The organism is Arthrobacter sp. B3I4 (genome assembly GCF_030816855.1).
Lineage (GTDB): Bacteria > Actinomycetota > Actinomycetes > Actinomycetales > Micrococcaceae > Arthrobacter.
Window position 1 is genome coordinate 1,603,951 of the sequence record NZ_JAUSYK010000001.1, and the last position, 19,268, is coordinate 1,623,218.

Annotated in this window: 12 protein-coding genes and 1 pseudogene; 8 read left to right on the forward strand and 5 right to left on the reverse strand. The window is 67.4% G+C overall.

The annotated features are described in order from the left end of the window. Positions 1-10 precede the first annotated feature (10 nt). Both QFZ61_RS07625 and coaA read right to left on the reverse strand, forming a co-directional pair. Positions 11-883: a D-alanyl-D-alanine carboxypeptidase family protein gene (locus QFZ61_RS07625; RefSeq protein ID WP_307038053.1), complete on the reverse strand. Its 873-nt coding sequence runs from the start codon at positions 881-883 to the stop codon at positions 11-13. Positions 884-942: 59 nt separating this feature from the next. Then, complete coding sequence (gene coaA / locus QFZ61_RS07630; RefSeq protein ID WP_307034791.1) at positions 943-1,908, reverse strand: type I pantothenate kinase; 966 nt, start codon at positions 1,906-1,908, stop codon at positions 943-945. A gap of 117 nt (positions 1,909-2,025) precedes the next feature. On the opposite strand from coaA, the gene glmS reads away from it, so the two are divergent. The 8 genes from glmS (at position 2,026) to QFZ61_RS07670 (ending at position 14,575) form a co-directional block, all read left to right on the forward strand. Next, the gene (gene glmS / locus QFZ61_RS07635; protein WP_307034793.1) at positions 2,026-3,918 is read left to right on the forward strand and encodes a glutamine--fructose-6-phosphate transaminase (isomerizing); all 1,893 of its coding nucleotides are present in this window, start codon (positions 2,026-2,028) and stop codon (positions 3,916-3,918) included. A 4-nt stretch (positions 3,919-3,922) separates the two neighbouring features. Next, complete coding sequence (locus QFZ61_RS07640) at positions 3,923-4,270, forward strand: holo-ACP synthase (protein ID WP_307034795.1); 348 nt, start codon at positions 3,923-3,925, stop codon at positions 4,268-4,270. A 5-nt stretch (positions 4,271-4,275) separates the two neighbouring features. Further along, complete coding sequence (locus QFZ61_RS07645) at positions 4,276-5,814, forward strand: NAD(P)H-hydrate dehydratase (protein WP_307034797.1); 1,539 nt, start codon at positions 4,276-4,278, stop codon at positions 5,812-5,814. Between the two features lie 89 nt (positions 5,815-5,903). Continuing rightward, a complete protein-coding gene (glgX, locus tag QFZ61_RS07650) occupies positions 5,904-8,144 on the forward strand; it encodes a glycogen debranching protein GlgX (protein ID WP_307034799.1) in 2,241 nt (746 codons plus the stop codon). Beyond that, positions 8,141-10,465, forward strand: a complete 2,325-nt coding sequence (gene treY / locus QFZ61_RS07655) for a malto-oligosyltrehalose synthase (protein WP_307034801.1) — start codon at positions 8,141-8,143, stop codon at positions 10,463-10,465. The genes glgX and treY overlap by 4 nt, the downstream gene beginning before the upstream one ends. Positions 10,466-10,499: 34 nt before the next feature. Beyond that, a complete protein-coding gene (gene treZ, locus QFZ61_RS07660) occupies positions 10,500-12,263 on the forward strand; it encodes a malto-oligosyltrehalose trehalohydrolase (protein ID WP_307034804.1) in 1,764 nt (587 codons plus the stop codon). A gap of 41 nt (positions 12,264-12,304) precedes the next feature. Then, positions 12,305-13,342 carry an L-glyceraldehyde 3-phosphate reductase gene (gene mgrA, locus QFZ61_RS07665; protein ID WP_307034806.1) on the forward strand — a complete coding sequence of 346 codons (1,038 nt, stop codon included), beginning with the start codon at positions 12,305-12,307 and terminating at the stop codon, positions 13,340-13,342. 147 nt (positions 13,343-13,489) lie between these two features. Continuing rightward, the gene (locus QFZ61_RS07670) at positions 13,490-14,575 is read left to right on the forward strand and encodes an inositol-3-phosphate synthase (protein WP_307034808.1); all 1,086 of its coding nucleotides are present in this window, start codon (positions 13,490-13,492) and stop codon (positions 14,573-14,575) included. Between the two features lie 279 nt (positions 14,576-14,854). Here QFZ61_RS07670 and QFZ61_RS07675 read toward each other — a convergent pair whose 3' ends face one another. The 3 genes and pseudogenes from QFZ61_RS07675 to mshA form a co-directional block, all read right to left on the reverse strand. Then, complete coding sequence (locus QFZ61_RS07675) at positions 14,855-15,814, reverse strand: hypothetical protein (protein ID WP_307034810.1); 960 nt, start codon at positions 15,812-15,814, stop codon at positions 14,855-14,857. Positions 15,815-16,038: 224 nt separating this feature from the next. Next, positions 16,039-17,701: pseudogene (locus QFZ61_RS07680) on the reverse strand (formate--tetrahydrofolate ligase). Between the two features lie 212 nt (positions 17,702-17,913). After that, positions 17,914-19,182, reverse strand: a complete 1,269-nt coding sequence (gene mshA, locus QFZ61_RS07685) for a D-inositol-3-phosphate glycosyltransferase (protein WP_307038055.1) — start codon at positions 19,180-19,182, stop codon at positions 17,914-17,916. Positions 19,183-19,268: the final 86 nt, after the last annotated feature.

Below are 19,268 nucleotides of genomic sequence, written 5' to 3' on the forward strand. Positions count from 1 at the left end.
TTGGCGGCCCTCAGAGGTAGCTGGGGGCCGGTTCCAGACCGAAGTACTCCTCGACGGTGACGACCGCCCTGGCCCGCATGTCCGTGGCAGCGTCCACCCCGATGTAACGAAGATGCCAAGGTTCGTAGTAGTAACCGGTGATCTCGTGGAACATCCAGGGATAGCGGACCACAAACCCGAAGCGGTGTGCATTGGCTTGCGCCCAGGCCGCCGCAGGCTGCTGGGCGAAGCAGGGCTGGAAGCTGCAGACGCCGCCGCCGTCACCGATGTCGAATGACCAGCCGGTTTGATGCTCCGAATATCCCGGACGCGCTGAAGCAGTGTCGGCTGCGGCGCGACCCTCGGAGGCCACAAAATTGTTGTACGTCGCGGCCTGGGTGGCGTAGGAACGGTAGCCGCTGGCCAGGGTCAAGACGACGCCGGCCGCCGCTGCGTCGGCGAACATCCGCTCCGCCGCTGCCGCCGTCGTGCTGTTGAGCAACGTTGCCTCGCCGGAGGTCGCGAGCCGGACGGCGGGCTGCACGAGATCGCCCGGCACATAGGTCGCGGGGGAAAGCGGGCGATGCTTGTTCACCACTACCCACGGGCTTGCCGGATCGGTCAGGGAGTATTTCCTCCCGGGCGCGGAGGCTGCCGGGGAGCTCGGCATCGGAGCAGCTGGGGCTGGGTTGGCGGTGCCGGTGGGTGTTGGGGCCAGGGTCGGCGTCGCCGAGGGGCCTGGCGTCGCCGGCGGGGAGTCGAAACCTGAGGCGGACGAGGAGGCCGGACCAGTTGGCACGGCTGTGCCGGACGGCGACGGCGGCGGCTGGACCCCGGGGCTGCAGGCGGCCAGAGCCGCCAACGCTGCGGTGCTGGCCGTTGCTGCGACGACCCGTGCGAACATCCGCCGGCTTGGGAGATCCGGCGGCCCTGCCACGCCGGGGGCGTCGTGGTACACGTGTGTTAAACCTTGCGCAGGAGCATGCGCCGGATGGAGTGGTTGGCGTCCTTGGTCAACACGAGTTGCGCCCTGCCCCGGGTGGGAAGGACGTTTTCTTCCAGGTTCGGCTCGTTGATGCGCTTCCAGATGCCGCGGGCTGTCTCTTCAGCCTCGGTATCGGAGAGCGTCGCGTAGCGGTGGAAGTACGACTCCGGTTGCGCGAAGGCCGTGGTCCTCAGCTTGCGGAAGCGGTCCACATACCACTCCTCGATGTACGACGTCTTGGCATCAACGTAAATCGAAAAGTCGAAGAAGTCGCTCAGTGCGAGTCCCTGGCGGCCGTCGTGCCGCGGGCGGGCCGGGGCCAGGACGTTGAGCCCCTCGACGATCAGCACGTCGGGACGGCGGACCACCACTTCCTTGCCCGGAACGATGTCGTAGGTGACGTGCGAGTACCAGGGCGCGCGCACTTCCTCCGCGCCGCCTTTGACTTCGCTCACAAAGCGGAGCAGCGCGCGGCGGTCGTAGGATTCCGGGAAGCCCTTGCGTTCCAGGAGTTGCCGGCGCTTCAGCTCGGCGAGCGGGTACAGAAAGCCGTCGGTGGTGATGAGCTCCACGTTCGGCGTGCCGGGCCAGCGCCGCAGCATCTCGCGGAGTACGCGGGCGATGGTCGACTTGCCGACGGCGACGGAGCCCGCGACGCCGATCACAAACGGCGTGCGCTGCGTTTTCTCGCCGAGGAACGTGGTGGTCGCCGCGTGGAGCTGGTTCGCGGCCTCGACGTAAAGGTGCAGCAGCCGGGAGAGCGGCAGATATACCTCCCGCACCTCTTTCATGTCGAGCGGATCACCCAGGCCGCGGAGCCGGAGCACGTCCTCTTCATTGAGGGGCTGCTCCATTTGGGCAGCGAGCCGGGACCACGTTTGCCGGTCCAGCTCAACGAACGGGGAGACGCCCTCGCCGTTCGCATCATTGCGTTGCGAAGTCACCCTAGAGATTCTGCCCTTGACCGCGCCCAGAGCGAAATGGGCGCCCCGGGGCCGTGGCGGCGGTCTGAACGGCCGCTCCTACGCCGGGCACGGTCGAAACCGGTTAGGCTTGTGTCCATGTGTGGAATCGTTGGATATGTAGGCCACTCGGCTGGCCGGGTAAATAGTGACCATAAAGCCTTGGATGTTGTCCTGGAGGGTTTGCGGCGCCTTGAGTACCGCGGCTATGACTCCGCGGGCATCGCCGTCGTCGCGGACGGTGCCATCTCGTCCCGGAAGAAGTCCGGAAAGCTGAGCAACCTGATTGCCGAACTCGAAGCCCACCCGCTGCCCGACGCCGTCACCGGGATCGGCCACACCCGCTGGGCGACGCACGGCGGCCCGACGGACCAGAACGCGCATCCGCACCTGTCGGACGGCGGCAAGCTCGCCCTGATCCACAACGGCATCATCGAAAACTTCGCGGAACTTAAGCTGGAACTCGCCTCCAACGGCGTGACCTTCGAGTCGGAGACGGACACCGAGGTGGCGGCGGCCCTCCTGGGAGACATTTACCGCAACAAGCTCGGCGGCGACAACGCCAACGGTGGCCTGACCAAGGCCATGGAACTCGCCTGCCAGCGCCTGGAAGGCGCTTTCACCCTCCTGGCCGTACACGCTGACCAGCCGGACGTCGTCGTGGCAGCCCGCCGCAACTCCCCGCTGGTGGTGGGCCTGGGCGAGGGGGAGAACTTCCTCGGCTCCGACGTCTCCGGTTTCATCGACTACACACGCCGCGCGGTCGAACTGGGCCAGGACCAGATCGTCACCATCACCGCCGACTCCGTCCAGATCACTGATTTCTTTGGCGCCCCCGCCGAGGGCAAGGAATACCACGTCAACTGGGACCCGGCCTCCGCGGAGAAGGGCGGCTTCCCGTCCTTCATGGAGAAGGAAATCCACGACCAGCCCGACGCCGTGCTCCAGACCCTGCTGGGCCGCTCCGACGTCAACGGCAAACTGACCCTTGATGAGCTCCGGATTGATCCGGAACTGCTCAAGAGCGTCGACAAAATCATCGTCCTCGCCTGCGGCACCTCCGCCTACGCCGGCCAGGTCGCGAAGTACGCGATTGAGCGCTGGTGCCGGATCCCCACCGAGGTGGAGCTCTCGCACGAGTTCCGCTACCGGGACCCAATCGTCGACGCCAACACCCTGATCGTCTCCATCTCCCAGTCCGGCGAGACCATGGACACGCTGATGGCTGTCCGCTACGCGAAGGAACAGGGCGCCAAGACGGTGTCCATCTGCAACACCAACGGTTCCACGATCCCGCGCGAGTCCGACGCCGTGCTCTACACGCACGCCGGCCCGGAAATCGCGGTGGCCTCGACCAAGGCATTCCTTGCGCAGATCACCGCCGCTTACCTGCTCGGGCTCTACCTTGCCCAGCTGCGGGGGAACAAGTTCCAGGGCGAGATCAAGGACATCCTTTCCGACCTCGGCAAGATCCCGGAAAAGATCCAGCGGATCCTCGACAACGAGGGCCAGATCAAGGAACTCGGCCAGTCCATGGCGGACGCCAAGTCCGTCCTGTTCCTTGGCCGCCACGTCGGCTTCCCGGTCGCCATGGAAGGCGCACTCAAGCTCAAGGAACTCGCCTACATCCACGCCGAGGGCTTCGCCGCCGGCGAACTCAAGCACGGCCCGATCGCGCTGATCGAGGAAGGCCAGCCGGTCTTCGTCGTGGTCCCGTCGCCGCGCGGCAGGGACTCCCTGCATGCCAAGGTCGTCTCCAACATCCAGGAGGTCCGTGCCCGCGGGGCCAAGACCATCGTGATCGCCGAAGAGGGCGACGAGACGGTCAAGGCCTTCGCCGAGCACGTCATCTACGTTCCGGAGACGCCGACGCTCCTGGCCCCGCTGCTGACCACCGTACCGTTGCAGATCTTCGCTCTGGCTCTCGCCAGCGCCAAGGGCTACGACGTCGACCAGCCGCGGAACCTGGCCAAGAGCGTGACCGTAGAATAACCGCATGATTGTTGGCATTGGCGTAGACGTCGTAGATATCGAGCGGTTCGGCCGGCAGCTGGAGCGTACCCCCGGGTTGCGCGACCGGCTGTTCGTCCCGGCCGAACGGGAACTGAACACCCGCTCCCTGGCCGCGCGGTTCGCCGCCAAGGAGGCCGTGGCCAAGGTGCTCGGAGCTCCCGCAGGCATGAACTGGCAGGACTGCTGGATTGGCCTGGACCAGCACGGACCCACCGTCCAGGTCAAGGACACGGTGCTCGCCGTGGCCCAGGCCAAAGGCGTCAAACGCTGGCACCTCTCGATCAGCCACGACGGCGGCATCGCCACCGCCACGGTGATCGCCGAGGGCTAAGCACCATGATCAGCGCCTATACCGGAACCCACATCCGAGCCGTCGAAAAGCGGCTTCTTGAGGACAGTGCGGACCCCGGTATGGGCGCTGTTCTCATGCAACGCGCCGCGTACGGCCTCGCCAACGCCGTCGTCGACGAGCTGCACCTCCGCGGCCGGCGGCGCTACGGCTCCAACGTCACGGTACTTGTGGGCAAGGGCAACAACGGCGGCGACGGCCTCTACGCCGCGGCCTTGCTGGCACGGCGGGGTATGCGCACGACGGCGGTCCTCACCGCCGGGGACGGGCACCCTGCCGGCCTGGCAGCGTTCCGTACCGCCGGCGGCCGCGACACCATCCTCAGCGAGGCCAACGCGGCCGCCCTCGCCGCGGAAGCCGCCCGCGCCGACGTCGTCATTGACGCAATCCTCGGAACCGGCGCGCAGGGCGGATTGCGCGGGGCCGCGGCGCTCCTGCTGGACGAACTGCAGCGCGCAGCGGGACACCTCAGCCGGCACAGACTCGTAGTGGCCTGCGACGTCCCCAGCGGCGTCAACGCCGACACCGGCCAGGCGCACGCCCCCGTCCTGACCGCCGATGTGACCGTGACGTTCGGGGCGCCCAAGGCCGGGCTGCTCACGGACCCCGGCGCGGACTTCGCCGGGCGGATCCGGACCATTCCTATCGGGATCGAGGGCCAACTGGCCCGTCCGGAACTCCGGCGCCTCGAGGACGAGGACCTGGCAGCCCTGCTCCCGCACCCTGCCCGGCGCTCCCACAAATACTCGCGCGGCGTGCTGGGTGTAGTGGCGGGCTCCGTCCGCTACCCCGGCGCCGCTGTCCTTGCCTGCCGGGGCGCCCTCGCCGCCGGGGCGGGCATGGTCCGCTACGTCGGGCCGCCCGAAGTTGCCGACCTGGTCCGCCAGTCCTGCCCGGAAGTGGTCTGCGGGACCAGCGTCGCAGAGGCCCACGTCCAGGCCTGGCTGCTGGGCTCCGGCCTGGACGAGGGGGCGCAGGAGCAACTGGACCGCGTCCGCGAGGCGGCAGCCGCCGGTCTGCCCACCGTCGCCGACGCCGGGGCGCTGCCGGTCCTGCCCCGCCGCCTTTCCGCCCGGACTGTCCTCACCCCGCACGCCGGGGAACTGGCCGCCCTCCTGGACCGCTACGACTCCGGCCCCGACCGCGCCGCCGTGGAGGACGACACCCTCGCCGCAGTGCGGCAGGCCACCGGCCGGACCGGGGCAACCGTGCTGCTCAAGGGCGCCACCACCCTCGTCGCCGCGCCGTCGGGAGCGGTCTTCAGCCAGGCCGAAGCCAGCCCCTGGATGGCGACCGCCGGCAGCGGCGATGTGCTGGCCGGCATTCTTGGCTCCCTGCTCGCCCAGGTGGCCGACAACGCTGATGCCTTTGCCGCCCGCGGCATCGACGGTCCCGACCGGTGGGCAGCCATCGGCGCGATGGCTGCGAGCCTCCACGGCCGCGCCGGGGTCCTGGCGTCCAACGGCGGCCCGCTCGCGGCGTCGGACCTTGCCCGGACGCTGCCGGAGGTCATCGCGAAGCTGTAACAAAGGCCCGCGCGGGACCCGTGGTCAATTAGTAACCCTGCTTACAAGTAGTCTGTCTAGAGATAGTTCGCAACGCACGAGGAGTACACATGGAAGTCTGGCCCGGATCGGCTTACCCGCTGGGAGCCACTTTTGACGGCACCGGCACCAATTTTGCCCTGTTCAGTGAACTCGCCGAACGGGTGGAGCTCTGCCTCCTGGCCGATGACCTGACCGAGACCCGGATCGAGCTGACCGAGGTCGACGGCTACGTGTGGCACTGCTACCTGCCGATGATCCAGCCCGGCCAGAAGTACGGCTTTCGCGTGCACGGCCCGTACGACCCCGCGAACGGCAACCGTTTTAACCCGAACAAGCTGCTTATGGACCCCTACGCCAAAGCCATCCAGGGCCAGATCGACTGGGACCCGGCGCTCTTTTCCTACGAGTTCGGTGACCCGGATTCGCGCAACGATGCCGACTCCGCGCCGCACACCATGCACGGCGTCGTCATCAACCCGTTCTTCGAATGGGACGGCGACCGCCAGCTGCGGATCCCGTACCACGAGTCGGCTATCTACGAGGCGCACGTCAAGGGGCTGACCGAACTGCACCCCGAAGTTCCCGAGGAGCAGCGCGGCACCTACGCCGGCGTGGCGCACCCGGCCGTGATCGAACACCTCAAGAAGCTCGGCGTCACCGCCGTCGAGCTGATGCCGGTGCACCAGTTCGTCAACGACGGCACCCTGGTGGAGAAGGGCCTCAACAACTACTGGGGCTACAACACCATCGGCTTCTTCGCCCCGCAGAACACGTACAGCTCCTCCGGGGACGTCGGACACCAGGTCCAGGAATTCAAGGCCATGGTGCGCGACCTGCACCGCGCCGGCATCGAAGTCATCCTCGACGTCGTCTACAACCACACCGCCGAAGGCAACCACCTGGGCCCCACGCTGTCTTTCAAGGGCATCGACAACCAGGCGTACTACCGCCTCGTCGACGGTGACCAGAAGCACTACATGGACTACACCGGCACCGGCAACTCGCTCAACGTCCGGCACCCGCACTCCCTGCAGCTGCTGATGGACTCGCTGCGCTACTGGGTGACGGAAATGCACGTAGACGGTTTCCGGTTCGACCTCGCCTCCACGCTGGCACGCGAGTTCTACGACGTCGACAAGCTTTCCACCTTCTTCGAACTGATCCAGCAGGACCCGATCGTCTCCCAGGTAAAGCTCATTGCCGAGCCCTGGGACGTCGGGCCCGGCGGCTACCAGGTGGGCAACTTCCCGCCGCAGTGGACCGAGTGGAACGGCAAGTACCGCGACACGGTGCGCGACTTCTGGCGCGGCGAACCGTCCACGCTGGGTGAATTCGCTTCCCGCCTGACCGGCTCGGCGGACCTGTACGAGAGCTCCGCCCGGCGCCCGGTGGCGTCGATCAACTTCGTCACCGCCCACGACGGCTTCACCATGCGGGACCTGGTCTCCTACAACGAGAAGCACAACGAGGCCAATGGCGAAGGCAACAACGACGGCGAATCGCACAACCGGTCATGGAACTGCGGCGCCGAAGGTGACACCGACGACGAGAAGGTGCTCGCCCTCCGCGCCCGCCAGCAGCGCAACTTCATCGCCACCCTGCTGCTCTCCCAGGGTGTGCCGATGCTGCTGCACGGCGACGAGCTCGGCCGGACGCAGCAGGGCAACAACAACACCTACTGCCAGGACTCCGAGCTGAGCTGGATCCACTGGGAAGCCATGGACCAGCCGCTGGTGGAGTTCACCGCCTTCGTCAACAAGATCCGGCACGACCACCCGACGTTCCGCCGCAGCCGCTTCTTCGACGGCCGCCCGGTGCTTCGTGGTGAGGGCGAGAAGCTGCCCGACATCGTCTGGCTGAAGACTGACGGCACCGAAATGCTGCCCGAGGACTGGGGCAGCGGCTTCGGCCGCACCATCGGTGTCTTCTACAACGGCGACGGCATCCAGGAGCAGGACTCCCGCGGCCGCAGGATCACCGACGACAGCTTCCTCATGGCCTTCAACGCCCATGACGACGCCGTGGACTTCTGCATTCCCGCCGAGGAGTTCTCGCAGTACTGGGAGGTCCTGTTCGACACCGCCGCCCAGGCTGATGACTACGAACCGCTGAAGGCGGGCGCCACGCTGAACCTGCAGGCAAAGTCGATGGTGGTGCTGCGCGCGTACTCCGGCCCGGAGGAAGAGGTTGACTACTCCGCCGCCGCTTCCCTGGCGTCCATGGCCGAGCAGGAGGAAGCCCAAGGGGAGATGGTGGAGGCCCAGACCAAGGCCGCGGAAGCCAGCGAGGCAAGGGCCACTGAGGCATGAGGGCCCCGGTCTCCACTTACCGCCTGCAGATCCGCAACAGCTTCACCCTCTTCGATGCCGCTGAAAAGGTCCCGTACCTGAAGGACCTCGGGGTGGACTGGGTGTACCTGTCGCCGATCCTCACTGCGGAAAAGGGTTCGGACCACGGCTACGATGTAACCGATCCTTTGACGGTGGACCCGGACCGCGGCGGCCCGGAAGGGCTGCTGGCGCTGTCCAAGGCGGCCCGCGAACACGGCATGGGCGTCCTGGTGGACATCGTGCCCAACCACGTCGGCGTCGCCACCCCGGTCCAGAACCCGTGGTGGTGGTCGCTGCTCAAGGAAGGCCGGCAGTCGCCGTACGCCCAGGCGTTCGACGTCGACTGGGACTTTGGCGGCGGCCGGATCCGGATCCCCGTACTCGGCGACGATTCCGACGTGGATGCCCTGGAAATCCGCGACGGGGAGCTGCGCTACTACGACCACCGTTTCCCGCTCGCCGAAGGCAGCTACACCGCAGGGGACAACCCGCGTGAGGTGCACGACCGGCAGCACTACGAGCTGGTGGGCTGGCGCCGCGCCGACAACGAGCTGAACTACCGCCGCTTCTTCGCCGTCAACACCCTCGCCGGGATCAAGGTGGAGGTCCCGGAGGTCTTCGACGAGGCCCATGAGGAGATCGTGCGCTGGTTCCGTGAGGACCTTGTGGACGGCCTGCGGATTGATCACCCGGACGGCCTCGCGGACCCGGAGGGCTACCTGCGGCGCCTGCGCGAAGTGACCGGCGGTGCCTACCTGCTGATCGAGAAGATCCTCGAGCCCGGGGAAGAACTTCCGGCCAGCTTCGAATGCGAAGGCACCACCGGCTACGACGCCCTCGCCGACGTCGACCGCGTGTTCGTTGACCCGGCCGGCCAGACCGGCCTGGACGCGCTGGACGCATCGCTGCGCGGCGGGGAAACCCCGGACTACCAGGAGATGATCCGCGGCACGAAGCGGCGGATCACCGACGGGATCTTGCATTCGGAGATGCTGCGGCTCGCCCGCCTGGTTCCGGCCGACGCCGGACTGAGCACGGAGGCCAGTGCCGACGCGCTGTCCGAAGTCATCGCAGCGTTCCCCGTCTACCGCAGTTACCTGCCCGAAGGCGAAGACGTGCTGCGTGAAGCATGCGAGCTTGCGGTCCGCCGGCGGCCCGAACTGGAAGCCGCCGTGAAGGCGCTGCTGCCCCTGCTGCTGCAGGCCGGCCCTGGCGCGGACGAAGAGCTCGGCCGCCGTTTCCAGCAGACCTCCGGCATGGTGATGGCTAAGGGCGTGGAAGACACCGCGTTCTTCCGCTACACCCGGCTGGGGACCCTCACGGAAGTCGGCGCGGAGCCGACCGAGTTCGCGCTGCCAACCGGTGAGTTCCACAACCGGATGGAACGCCGGCAGGCGCGCCTGCCGCTGTCCATGACCACGCTCAGCACGCACGACACCAAGCGCAGCGAGGACACCCGGGCCCGGATCACGGTGCTCGCCGAGGCTGCCACCGAGTGGACTGAATCCCTGCGCCGGCTTCAGGAACTGGCGCCCCTGCCGGACGGCCCGTTGGCGAACCTGCTGTGGCAGGCCATCGCGGGTGTCTGGCCGGCGGACCGGGAACGCCTCCAGTCCTACGCCCAGAAAGCCGCCCGCGAGGCCGGCAACTCCACCGACTGGCTTGACCCGGACGCGGACTTCGAAGCGAAGCTGACGGCCGCCGTCGACGCCGCGTTCGACAACTCCGAGGTGCGCGCCGAACTGGATTCGCTGGTGGAACTGCTGGACCCGTACGGCTCCGTCAACGCTCTCGGTGCCAAGCTCGTCCAGCTCACCATGCCGGGGGTGCCCGATGTGTACCAGGGCACCGAGTTCTGGGACCGTTCACTGACCGACCCGGACAACCGCAGGCCGTTCGACTTCGGCGCCCGCCGCGCCGCGCTCACCGCGCTCGACGCCGGCGAGCTCCCGGCGTCGTACCGCGACGATGCGGCGAAGCTGCTGGTGACGTCCCGGGCCCTCCGCCTGCGGCGCGACCGGCCGGAACTGTTCACCGGGTACAGCGCCGTCGAGGCTACCGGTGCCGCAGCAGAGCACCTGATCGCGTTTGACCGGGGTGACAGCGGGCCGGGAGCCATCACCTTGGCAACCCGGCTGCCCCGTGGCCTGGAACAGCGCGGCGGCTGGCAGGACACCGCCATCCGCCTCAGCGCCGCCATGACCGACCAGCTCAGCGGCAAGTCCTTCGGGCCCGGAACGGTGGAGGTGGGGGACATCCTCCGCGACTATCCGGTGGCCCTGCTCGTGCCGACCGTCTGAAACACGTACCACCAACCGACATAGGGGAAACTGCATGACTCTGCCCGCACACGGACCCGTTCGCTTCGACCTCTGGGCGCCGGAGGCACAGGAAGTCACCCTGCTCGCCGACGGGCAGCGCTACCCGATGAGCCGGTCCGTGGGCGGGCAGGACGGCTGGTGGACTGCGCCGGAGGCTCCGGCCTCCGGCGACGTGGACTACGGCTACCTGCTGGACGGGGACGGCACGCCGCTGCCGGACCCGCGCTCCCGCCGGCAGCCCGAGGGCGTGCACTCCCTCTCGCGGACCTTCGACCCCGGCTCCCACCAGTGGGCCGACGCTGGCTGGAAGGGCCGTGAACTCCAGGGGGGCGTGATCTACGAACTGCACCTGGGCACCTTCACCCCCGAGGGAACACTCGACGCGGCGATCGGGAAGCTCGACTACCTTGCCGGGCTCGGCGTCGACTTCGTTGAGCTGCTGCCAGTCAACGGCTTCAACGGCACCCACAACTGGGGCTACGACGGCGTCCTCTGGTACACCGTCCATGAAGGCTACGGTGGACCCGCCGCGTACCAGCGCTTCGTGGACGCCGCGCATGCCGCCGGGCTGGGCGTCATCCAGGACGTGGTGTACAACCACCTCGGCCCCAGCGGCAACTACCTGCCCCGGTTCGGGCCCTACCTCAAGTCCGGGGAGGGCAACACCTGGGGTGATTCGGTCAACCTGGACGGCCCAGGTTCCGACGTCGTCCGCGACTACATCCTCGACAACGCCGCGATGTGGCTGCGCGACTACCACGTCGATGGGCTCCGGCTCGACGCCGTCCACGCCTTCAAGGACGAGCGCGCGGTCCACCTGCTGGAGGAGTTCGGCGCCCTCGCCGACAGGGTCGCCGCCGAAACCGGGCGTCCCGCGACCATGATCGCCGAGTCGGACCTGAACAACCCGCGCCTGCTCTACCCCCGGGACCTGAACGGTTACGGCCTGGCCGGACAGTGGAGCGATGACTTCCACCACGCCGTCCACGTGAACGTCAGCGGCGAAACCACCGGCTACTACGAGGACTTCAATTCGCTTGGCGCCCTGGCGAAGGTCTTGGAAAAGGGCTTCTTCCACGACGGCAGCTACTCCAGCTTCCGGGAACGGCACCATGGCCGGCCGATCGACACCGGCCTCGTGCACCCGGCCGCCCTCGTGGTGTGCAACCAGAACCACGACCAGATCGGCAACCGTGCCACCGGCGACCGGCTCTCGCAGAGCCTGGGCTACGGGCAACTGGCGCTCGCCGCCGTCGCGACCCTGACCGCTCCGTTCACCCCGATGCTGTTCATGGGCGAGGAATACGGCGCTACCACGCCGTGGCAGTTCTTCACCTCGCATCCGGAACCGGAGCTGGGCAAGGCCACCGCCGAGGGCCGGATCAAGGAATTCGAACGGATGGGCTGGGATCCCGCCGTCGTCCCCGACCCGCAGGACCCGGAAACCTTCACCCGCTCCAAGCTGGACTGGGCCGAGGCGGAGGCGGGGGAGCACGCGCGGCTGCTGGAGCTGTACCGGAAGCTGATCGCGCTGCGCCGCTCGACGCCGGAGCTCGCCGGGGCCGGTTTCGCCGAGACCGCGGTCGACTTCAGCGAGGACGAGGGCTGGCTGCTGCTGCGGCGCGGCAGCGTGGAAGTGGCACTGAACTTCTCCACCGAACCCCGCCCGGTGAGCGTGGAGGGTGGCTCGCTGCTGCTGGCCACCGAGGACGCCGTCGCGCTCGAGGACGGCCGGCTCAAGCTGCCCGGCCACAGCGCCGCCGTCGTCGCGCGCTAAGGCGCATCACCAGACAAGCCGTACCTTCGGGAGGAACAACCATGACCTACGTTGCAGCGGAGACCCGCTACGACTCCATGCCGTACCGCCGGGTGGGCCGCAGCGGACTGAAACTGCCGGCCATTTCGCTGGGCCTGTGGCACAACTTCGGCGACGACAAGCCCTTCGAGGTGCAGCGGGCCATCCTGCGCCGCGCCTTCGACCTGGGCGTGACGCACTTCGATCTCGCCAACAACTACGGCCCGGCGGCTGGTTCCGCCGAGACCAATTTCGGCCGGCACCTCAAGGACGACTTCGCGCCGTACCGGGACGAACTGGTCATCTCCAGCAAGGCCGGCTACAACATGTGGCCCGGGCCGTACGGCGAGTGGGGATCACGGAAATACCTGCTCGCCAGCCTGGACCAGTCGTTGACGCGCATGGGCCTGGATTACGTGGACATCTTCTACAGCCACCGCCCGGACCCGGAGACGCCGCTGGAGGAGACCATGGGCGCGCTTGACCAGGCTGTGCGTTCCGGCAAGGCCCTCTACGCCGGGATCTCCTCCTACACCCCGGAGCAGACGGTTGAGGCGGCACGGATCCTCAAGGAGCTCGGCACGCCGCTGCTGATCCACCAGCCCAGCTACTCCATGCTGAACCGCTGGACCGAGAACGGCAGCCCCAGCCTCTATGAGGCGCTGGAGCAGGTGGGCGCCGGGTCCATTGCCTTCTCACCGCTGGCCCAGGGCATGTTGACGGACCGCTACCTGAACGGTGTTCCGGAAGACTCCCGCGCCGCCCAGAACAAGTCCCTGGATGAAGCCACCATTACCGGTGAAAAGCTGGACCGGGTGCGCGGACTCAACCGGATCGCCGAGGGCCGCGACCAGACCCTCGCTCAGATGGCCATCGCCTGGGTCCTGCGTGACCAGGTGAAGGGTTCCCCGGTAACGTCGGCGCTGGTCGGTGCTTCCAGCGTCCGCCAGCTCGAGGACACCCTGGCTGCGGTCAACAACCTGGGGTTCACGGCTGATGAGCTGGACGCGATCGACGAGTTCGCCGTGGAATCTGATATCAACCTCTGGTCGCAGAAGTAGGAAGCCGCCGGGGCCGGGAACAAGCCAGGTCCCGGCGCCGTTGACTAGAATGCAAGGGCGCCGCATGGCGCTGTGCCCGTGGGCCGCCGTCGTACATCAGAGTGCGTCCGCGCCGGGCACGTGAAGTTCGTTCTCAAAGGGAGTTTCGTGTCTGCAAATCCGATTCGTGTTGCAATCGTCGGCGTGGGTAACTGTGCCACTTCGCTGGTCCAGGGTGTCCAGTACTACCAGGATGCTGACCCGGAGACCACGATCCCTGGTCTGATGCACGTCCAGTTCGGCAAGTACCACGTCAACGACGTCCAGTTCGTTGCAGCGTTCGACGTCGACGGCAAGAAGGTGGGCCAGGACCTGTCCGCCGCCATCCTTGCCAGCGAAAACAACACCATCAAGATCGCCGACGTCCCGCCGACCGGTGTCACCGTCCAGCGCGGCCCGACCCTCGACGGCCTCGGCAAGTACTACCTCGAGACCATCGAGCAGTCCCCGGAGGAGCCGGTCGACGTCGTCCAGGCCCTCAAGGACGCCGAGGTCGATGTGATGGTCTGCTACCTCCCGGTCGGATCCCAGGAAGCGGCCGAGTTCTACGCCCAGTGCGCGATCGACGCCGGTGTGGCCTTCGTCAACGCCTTGCCGGTCTTCATCGCCGGGACCAAGGCCTGGGCCGACAAGTTCACCGCAGCCGGTGTGCCGATCGTGGGCGATGACATCAAGAGCCAGATCGGCGCCACCATCACGCACCGCGTCATGGCGAAGCTGTTCGAAGACCGCGGCGTCACGCTGGACCGCACCTACCAGCTGAACGTCGGCGGCAACATGGACTTCAAGAACATGCTCGAGCGGGACCGTCTCGAGTCCAAGAAGATCTCCAAGACTCAGGCCGTCACCTCCAACGTCGAGGCCGAGCTCGCCGCCAAGGACGTGCACATTGGTCCGTCGGACTACGTGCAGTGGCTCGATGACCGCAAGTGGGCCTTCGTGCGCCTCGAGGGCCGCAACTTCGGCGACGCCCCGGTGTCGCTCGAATACAAGCTGGAGGTCTGGGACTCGCCCAACTCGGCCGGTGTGATCATTGACGCCGTCCGCGCCGCGAAGATCGGCCTGGACCGCGGCATCGGCGGTCCGCTGCTGTCGGCGTCGAGCTACTTCATGAAGTCCCCGCCGGAGCAGTTCAACGACGACCTGGGCCGCGAAAAGGTCGAGGCCTTCATCCGCGGCGATTTGGAGCGCTAACCCCGGGTTTCCGCTTTCCCTGGTTGCCCTAGACGCCCCCGCACCCCGGTGCGGGGGCGTCGTGCGTTTCCCGACGCTCCCTCAGGTTTGGCTGTTTGGGTTGTGACGCTCCCTCAGGTTTGGGTTGTGACGCTCCCTCAGGTTTGGCTGTTTGGGTTGTGACGCTCCCTCAGGTTTGGTCGTTTGGGTTGTGACGCTCCCTCAGGTTTGGTCGTTTGGGTTGCGACGCTCCGTCCCGACCCCAGGCGGTGTCTTCTTTGGAGTGCGCAGGCGCTTGGCTCAGCCGGTGTTGGAAAAGCCGGCGGCCGACGCCGGACTTTGAGAGGCGGTCCGCAAACTCCGTTTAATCCTAGAGATCGCGTTCCTAAAGTCGTCCGCCAGATCGTCCTTTGTCAGGACGAGGACGATCCATCCGGCTGCTTCGAACGCCTTGTCACGCCGTCGGTCGCTGAAAATTTGCGCGGGAAGCAAGTGGTGGCCGCCGTCGTACTGAATGGCGACGCGACGACGGCGGTACCCGAGATCGGCGGTCGGGGAACCAAGGCGCCCCGGGTGGAGCGCGACCTGGAGCTCCGGTTCCGGCAGACCGGCATCACCCATCGCCAGACGTAGCAGGGTCTCGGGTCCGGAATCGGATCCAACCCGCATCAAATCAAGGGCCGCCCGCGCACGGACGATTCCCTGCAAGTTTGGGTGGCGTATCACCATAGAACGCAGCTGATCTGTGGTCGCGAAGGGCTCGCGCCGCCCCTCGAGTTGGAACCGCGGGATCCGGACAAGCTCATCGCCCATGCAGACCAGCTCGGGAAGGCTCAGCCGCCGGGCGAGATCGAGCCACGTCCGAGAACGCGTGCTGATACGGATGCCGTCCACCGTTTCGACCTCATCGTCCAAGGTCAGCACCGTGTGCCCGACAATGCCTTTGCGGCGGACCTCGGGCAGCGCGCGCGGCTTGCTCAGGTGTAGCTCCTCGGTGTCTGACAGCCAAGGTGGCAGAATCTGGCATCGAAGTCTCGCGGCTGTTACGTGCGAGATCCAGGCTCCGGGCGACGCGTCGGACAACGCGCGGGCCGCGGCCTCCAATTCGAAGCTCCACCCGGCGGGCCGGTAGAGACCCCTGCTGACGTGATTGATATCGGACTGTCTGAGCCTCGATCTCGATATGCCTAACAATCTCGCATCCGCGAAGGTGAAAGGTGCTGCGCTGAGGGGAACCGGAAGTTCCGTGCGGCGTTTCATGCTGGGATTGTGAACCCATTCGGACAATCCGCGCAGAAGTTATCCACAGGTGCCCCACTCGCCATCGAAAGCGCCAAGTGAAGGAGCCGCCGCTTACTGTCGGCACTGCACCAGATCTGAGGGGGCGTTGGGTAAATCGGCGCCGGAGCTGAGGGAGGGTCGGGTAATGGCGCGCCGGAGCTGAGGGAGGGTCGGGGAGTGGACGCCGGATCTGAGGGAGGGGTTTAGAAGAGGCCGACGGGGTTGCCGGCGGCGTCGACGTCCATCCGCATCGCCGCCGGCACCTTGGGCAGCCCCGGCATGGTCATCACCGCGCCGGTGAGGGCCACAATGAAGCCGGCCCCGGTCTTGGGAATCAGGTCCCGCACATGCACGGTGAAGCCCTTCGGGGCGCCGAGTTTGGCGGCATCGTCGCTGAAGGAATACTGCGTCTTCGCCATGCAGACCGGCATCGACGACCAGCCGTTCTTCTCGATTTCGGCGAGCCGCTTCAGTGCCGGTACGGAGAATTCGACGCCGTCAGCGCCGTAGATCTCCTGCACGATGGTCCGAATCTTGTCCTCGACCGGCATCTCCAGCGGATACAGGTGCCGGAAACTGTGGGGCGCGTCGATCGCCGCAGCCACCTTCGCGGCCAGTTCGTCGCCGCCGTCGCTCCCGCCGCCGCGTCCCCAAACATCCGCCACCGCGGCCTGCACGCCTTCGGCGGCGCACCAGTCCAGCAGCCAGTCGAGCTCCTCCTGGCTGTCGGTGCCGAACTTGTTGATCGCCACCACCGGGGCTATCCCGAACTTCTCCACGTTCCGCACGTGCCGCCGCAGGTTCACGACGCCGGCGGCCAGCGCTTCGACGTCGGGCTTCTTGAGCTGGTCCTTGGCGACGCCGCCATGCATTTTGAGCGCCCTGATGGTAGCCACCACGACGACGGCGGACGGCGCGACGTCGGCGACCCTGGACTTGATGTCCATGTACTTCTCGGCGCCCAGGTCCGCGCCGAAGCCGGCCTCGGTGACGACGATGTCGGCGAGGCTGCGGGCGGTCTGGGTGGCGATCAACGAGTTGCAGCCGTGCGCGATGTTGGCGAAAGGGCCGCCGTGGACGAGGGCCGGGGTGCCCGCGATGGTCTGCACCAGGTTCGGTTTCAGGGCATCCTTGAGCAGCATGGTCAGGGCGCCCTGAACGCCGAGGTCGGCCACCGTGACGGGCTCACGGTCGTAGGTGTAGCCGAAGGTGATCCGGCCTAGCCGGGCCCGCAGGTCGTCCAAGTTCGTGGAAAGGCAGAACACCGCCATGATTTCCGAGGCGACCGTGATGTCGAAGCCGTCCTGCCGGGGGACGCCCTGGGTCGGACCGCCGAGGCCAATCACCACTTCGCGCAGCGACCGGTCGTTCATGTCCAGCACCCGCTTGAACGTCATCCGGCGCGGATCGATGTTCAGCGCGTTGCCTTGGTAGATGTGGTTGTCCACGAGCGCCATGAGGGCGTTGTTGGCCGAGGTGATGGCGTGGAAGTCGCCGGTGAAGTGCAGGTTGATTTCATCCATCGGCAGGACCTGGGAGTAGCCGCCGCCGGTCGCGCCGCCCTTCATGCCCAGGATCGGACCCAACGAGGGCTCACGCAGCGCGATCATCGCCCGGTGCCCGGCGCGGGCCAGGGAGTCCGCCAGACCCACCGTCACCGTGGACTTTCCCTCGCCGGCCGGAGTCGGGGACATCGCTGAAATCCAGCACCACCTTGCCCTGCGGCTGCGAGCCGCGGCCGGCGAGCCTGGCCGGATCGATCTTGGCCTTGAACCGGCCGTAGAAGTCCAGGGCCTCGGGATTGATGCCGGCAGCGGCGGCGACCTCCTCGATGGGCCGGATGGCGGCCCGCTGCGCGATCTCCAGATCGGTCGGGACCGGGCTTTCAGCCGGCGTTGCGGCCGGGGTAGCGCCCTGCGCGCCGCCCGGAGTTGCGGCAGCGGCACCGTCTGGGAATGGCCCGCCGTCGGGAAGTGCGGCGGCTGCGGTTTCCGTGGTGTTCTCAGACATCGTTGTCCTTAAGCTCGTGGCTTGGTCGTGGTTCGGCCGGTCGTGGCCGGCAGTGCGGGCGGGCCGGGTCAGGGTGTGTGGCCCGCGGGAATGCTGCTTCGTGTTCCAAAATACTGGACCAGCGCGGCCTGGTAGCTTTCCAGCGTGATCGCGGCGGTGCGTTGCCAGCCGAACCCCTGGGCGTGCACCGATGCCGCCCGGCCCATGTCCTCGCGGGTTGCCGGGTCGTCGTGGAGGGCTTCGAGGGCGTCGGCCCAGTCCGCGGCCTTGTGTCCTTCGACCAGCAGTCCGGTGCGGCCGTCGAAAATGGCCCGCGACAGCCCGCCTACCTTCGTGGCGACCACGGGCGTGCCGCAGGCCTGGGCCTCCAGGGCGACCAGCCCGAAGGACTCGCTGTAGGAGGGCATCACGACGACGTCGGCGGAGCGGTACCAGCCCGCCAGCTTGGGCGCGCTGACCGGCGGGTGGTGCGTCACGACGTCGTCCATTCCGGCCGCGGTGATCAGGGCCTTGAGATCGAAGTCCTTGTTCCCGCTCACCGCGCCGAGGATCGTCAGCTGCAGGTCAATGTCCGGCCGTCGGGCGCGGAGCAAGGCGGCGGCCTTGATCAGGATCTGCGGGCCCTTGAGCCGCTGGATCCGCCCGGCGAACAGCAGATGGAAGCGGCCCGGCGGCACCCCGTGCTGGCTCCGGGCACGGCCCCGGAAAGCCGGGGTGAAGATGGTCAGGTCGACGCCCGGGGGCGCGACGTCGATGTGGTCCGGGTCGGCGTCGTAGTGCGAGACCAGCTCGGCGGCTTCCGCGCCGGTGTTGGCGATCAGCCGGGTGGCGCCGTCGACGATCCGGTGCTCGCCTTCCTCGCGGCGGCGCGGCTCGGGCTGCTCGCCGGACTCCAGCAGCAGGTTCTTGACCTTGGCCATGGTGTGCATGGTGTGCACCAGCGGCACTCCCCAGAGCTGCGAGAGCTCCAGCCCCGCGGCCCCGGAGACCCAGTAGTGCGAATGAATGACATCGTAGCGGCCGTGCGGCTGCAGCTGTTTGATCCGGTCAATCTCGGCCACCATGCTGTGCAGCAGCGCCGGCAGTTCCTCCTTGGGGACCTTGTGCGGCGGACCGGCCAGCACGTTGTGGACGCACACGCCGGGGGAGGGGTGTTCGACGGCGGCCTGGCCCGCGGCGGTGGACCGCGTGAAAATCTCGACCTCGACGCCGTCCTCCGCCAGAGCTGCGGCGAGGGCGCGGATGTACACGTTCATGCCCCCGGCGTCGCCGGAGCCGGGCTGCTCCATCGGCGAGGTGTGCAGGGAAAGGAAGGCGACCCGGCGGACCAGCGGCATCGTGCTCCCTTCCCTTGCTGCGACGTGGATTCGGTAAAACACTACTCCTGAACCGGGGGCCGGTCCGCGGCGGGAGGTCGGCGGGC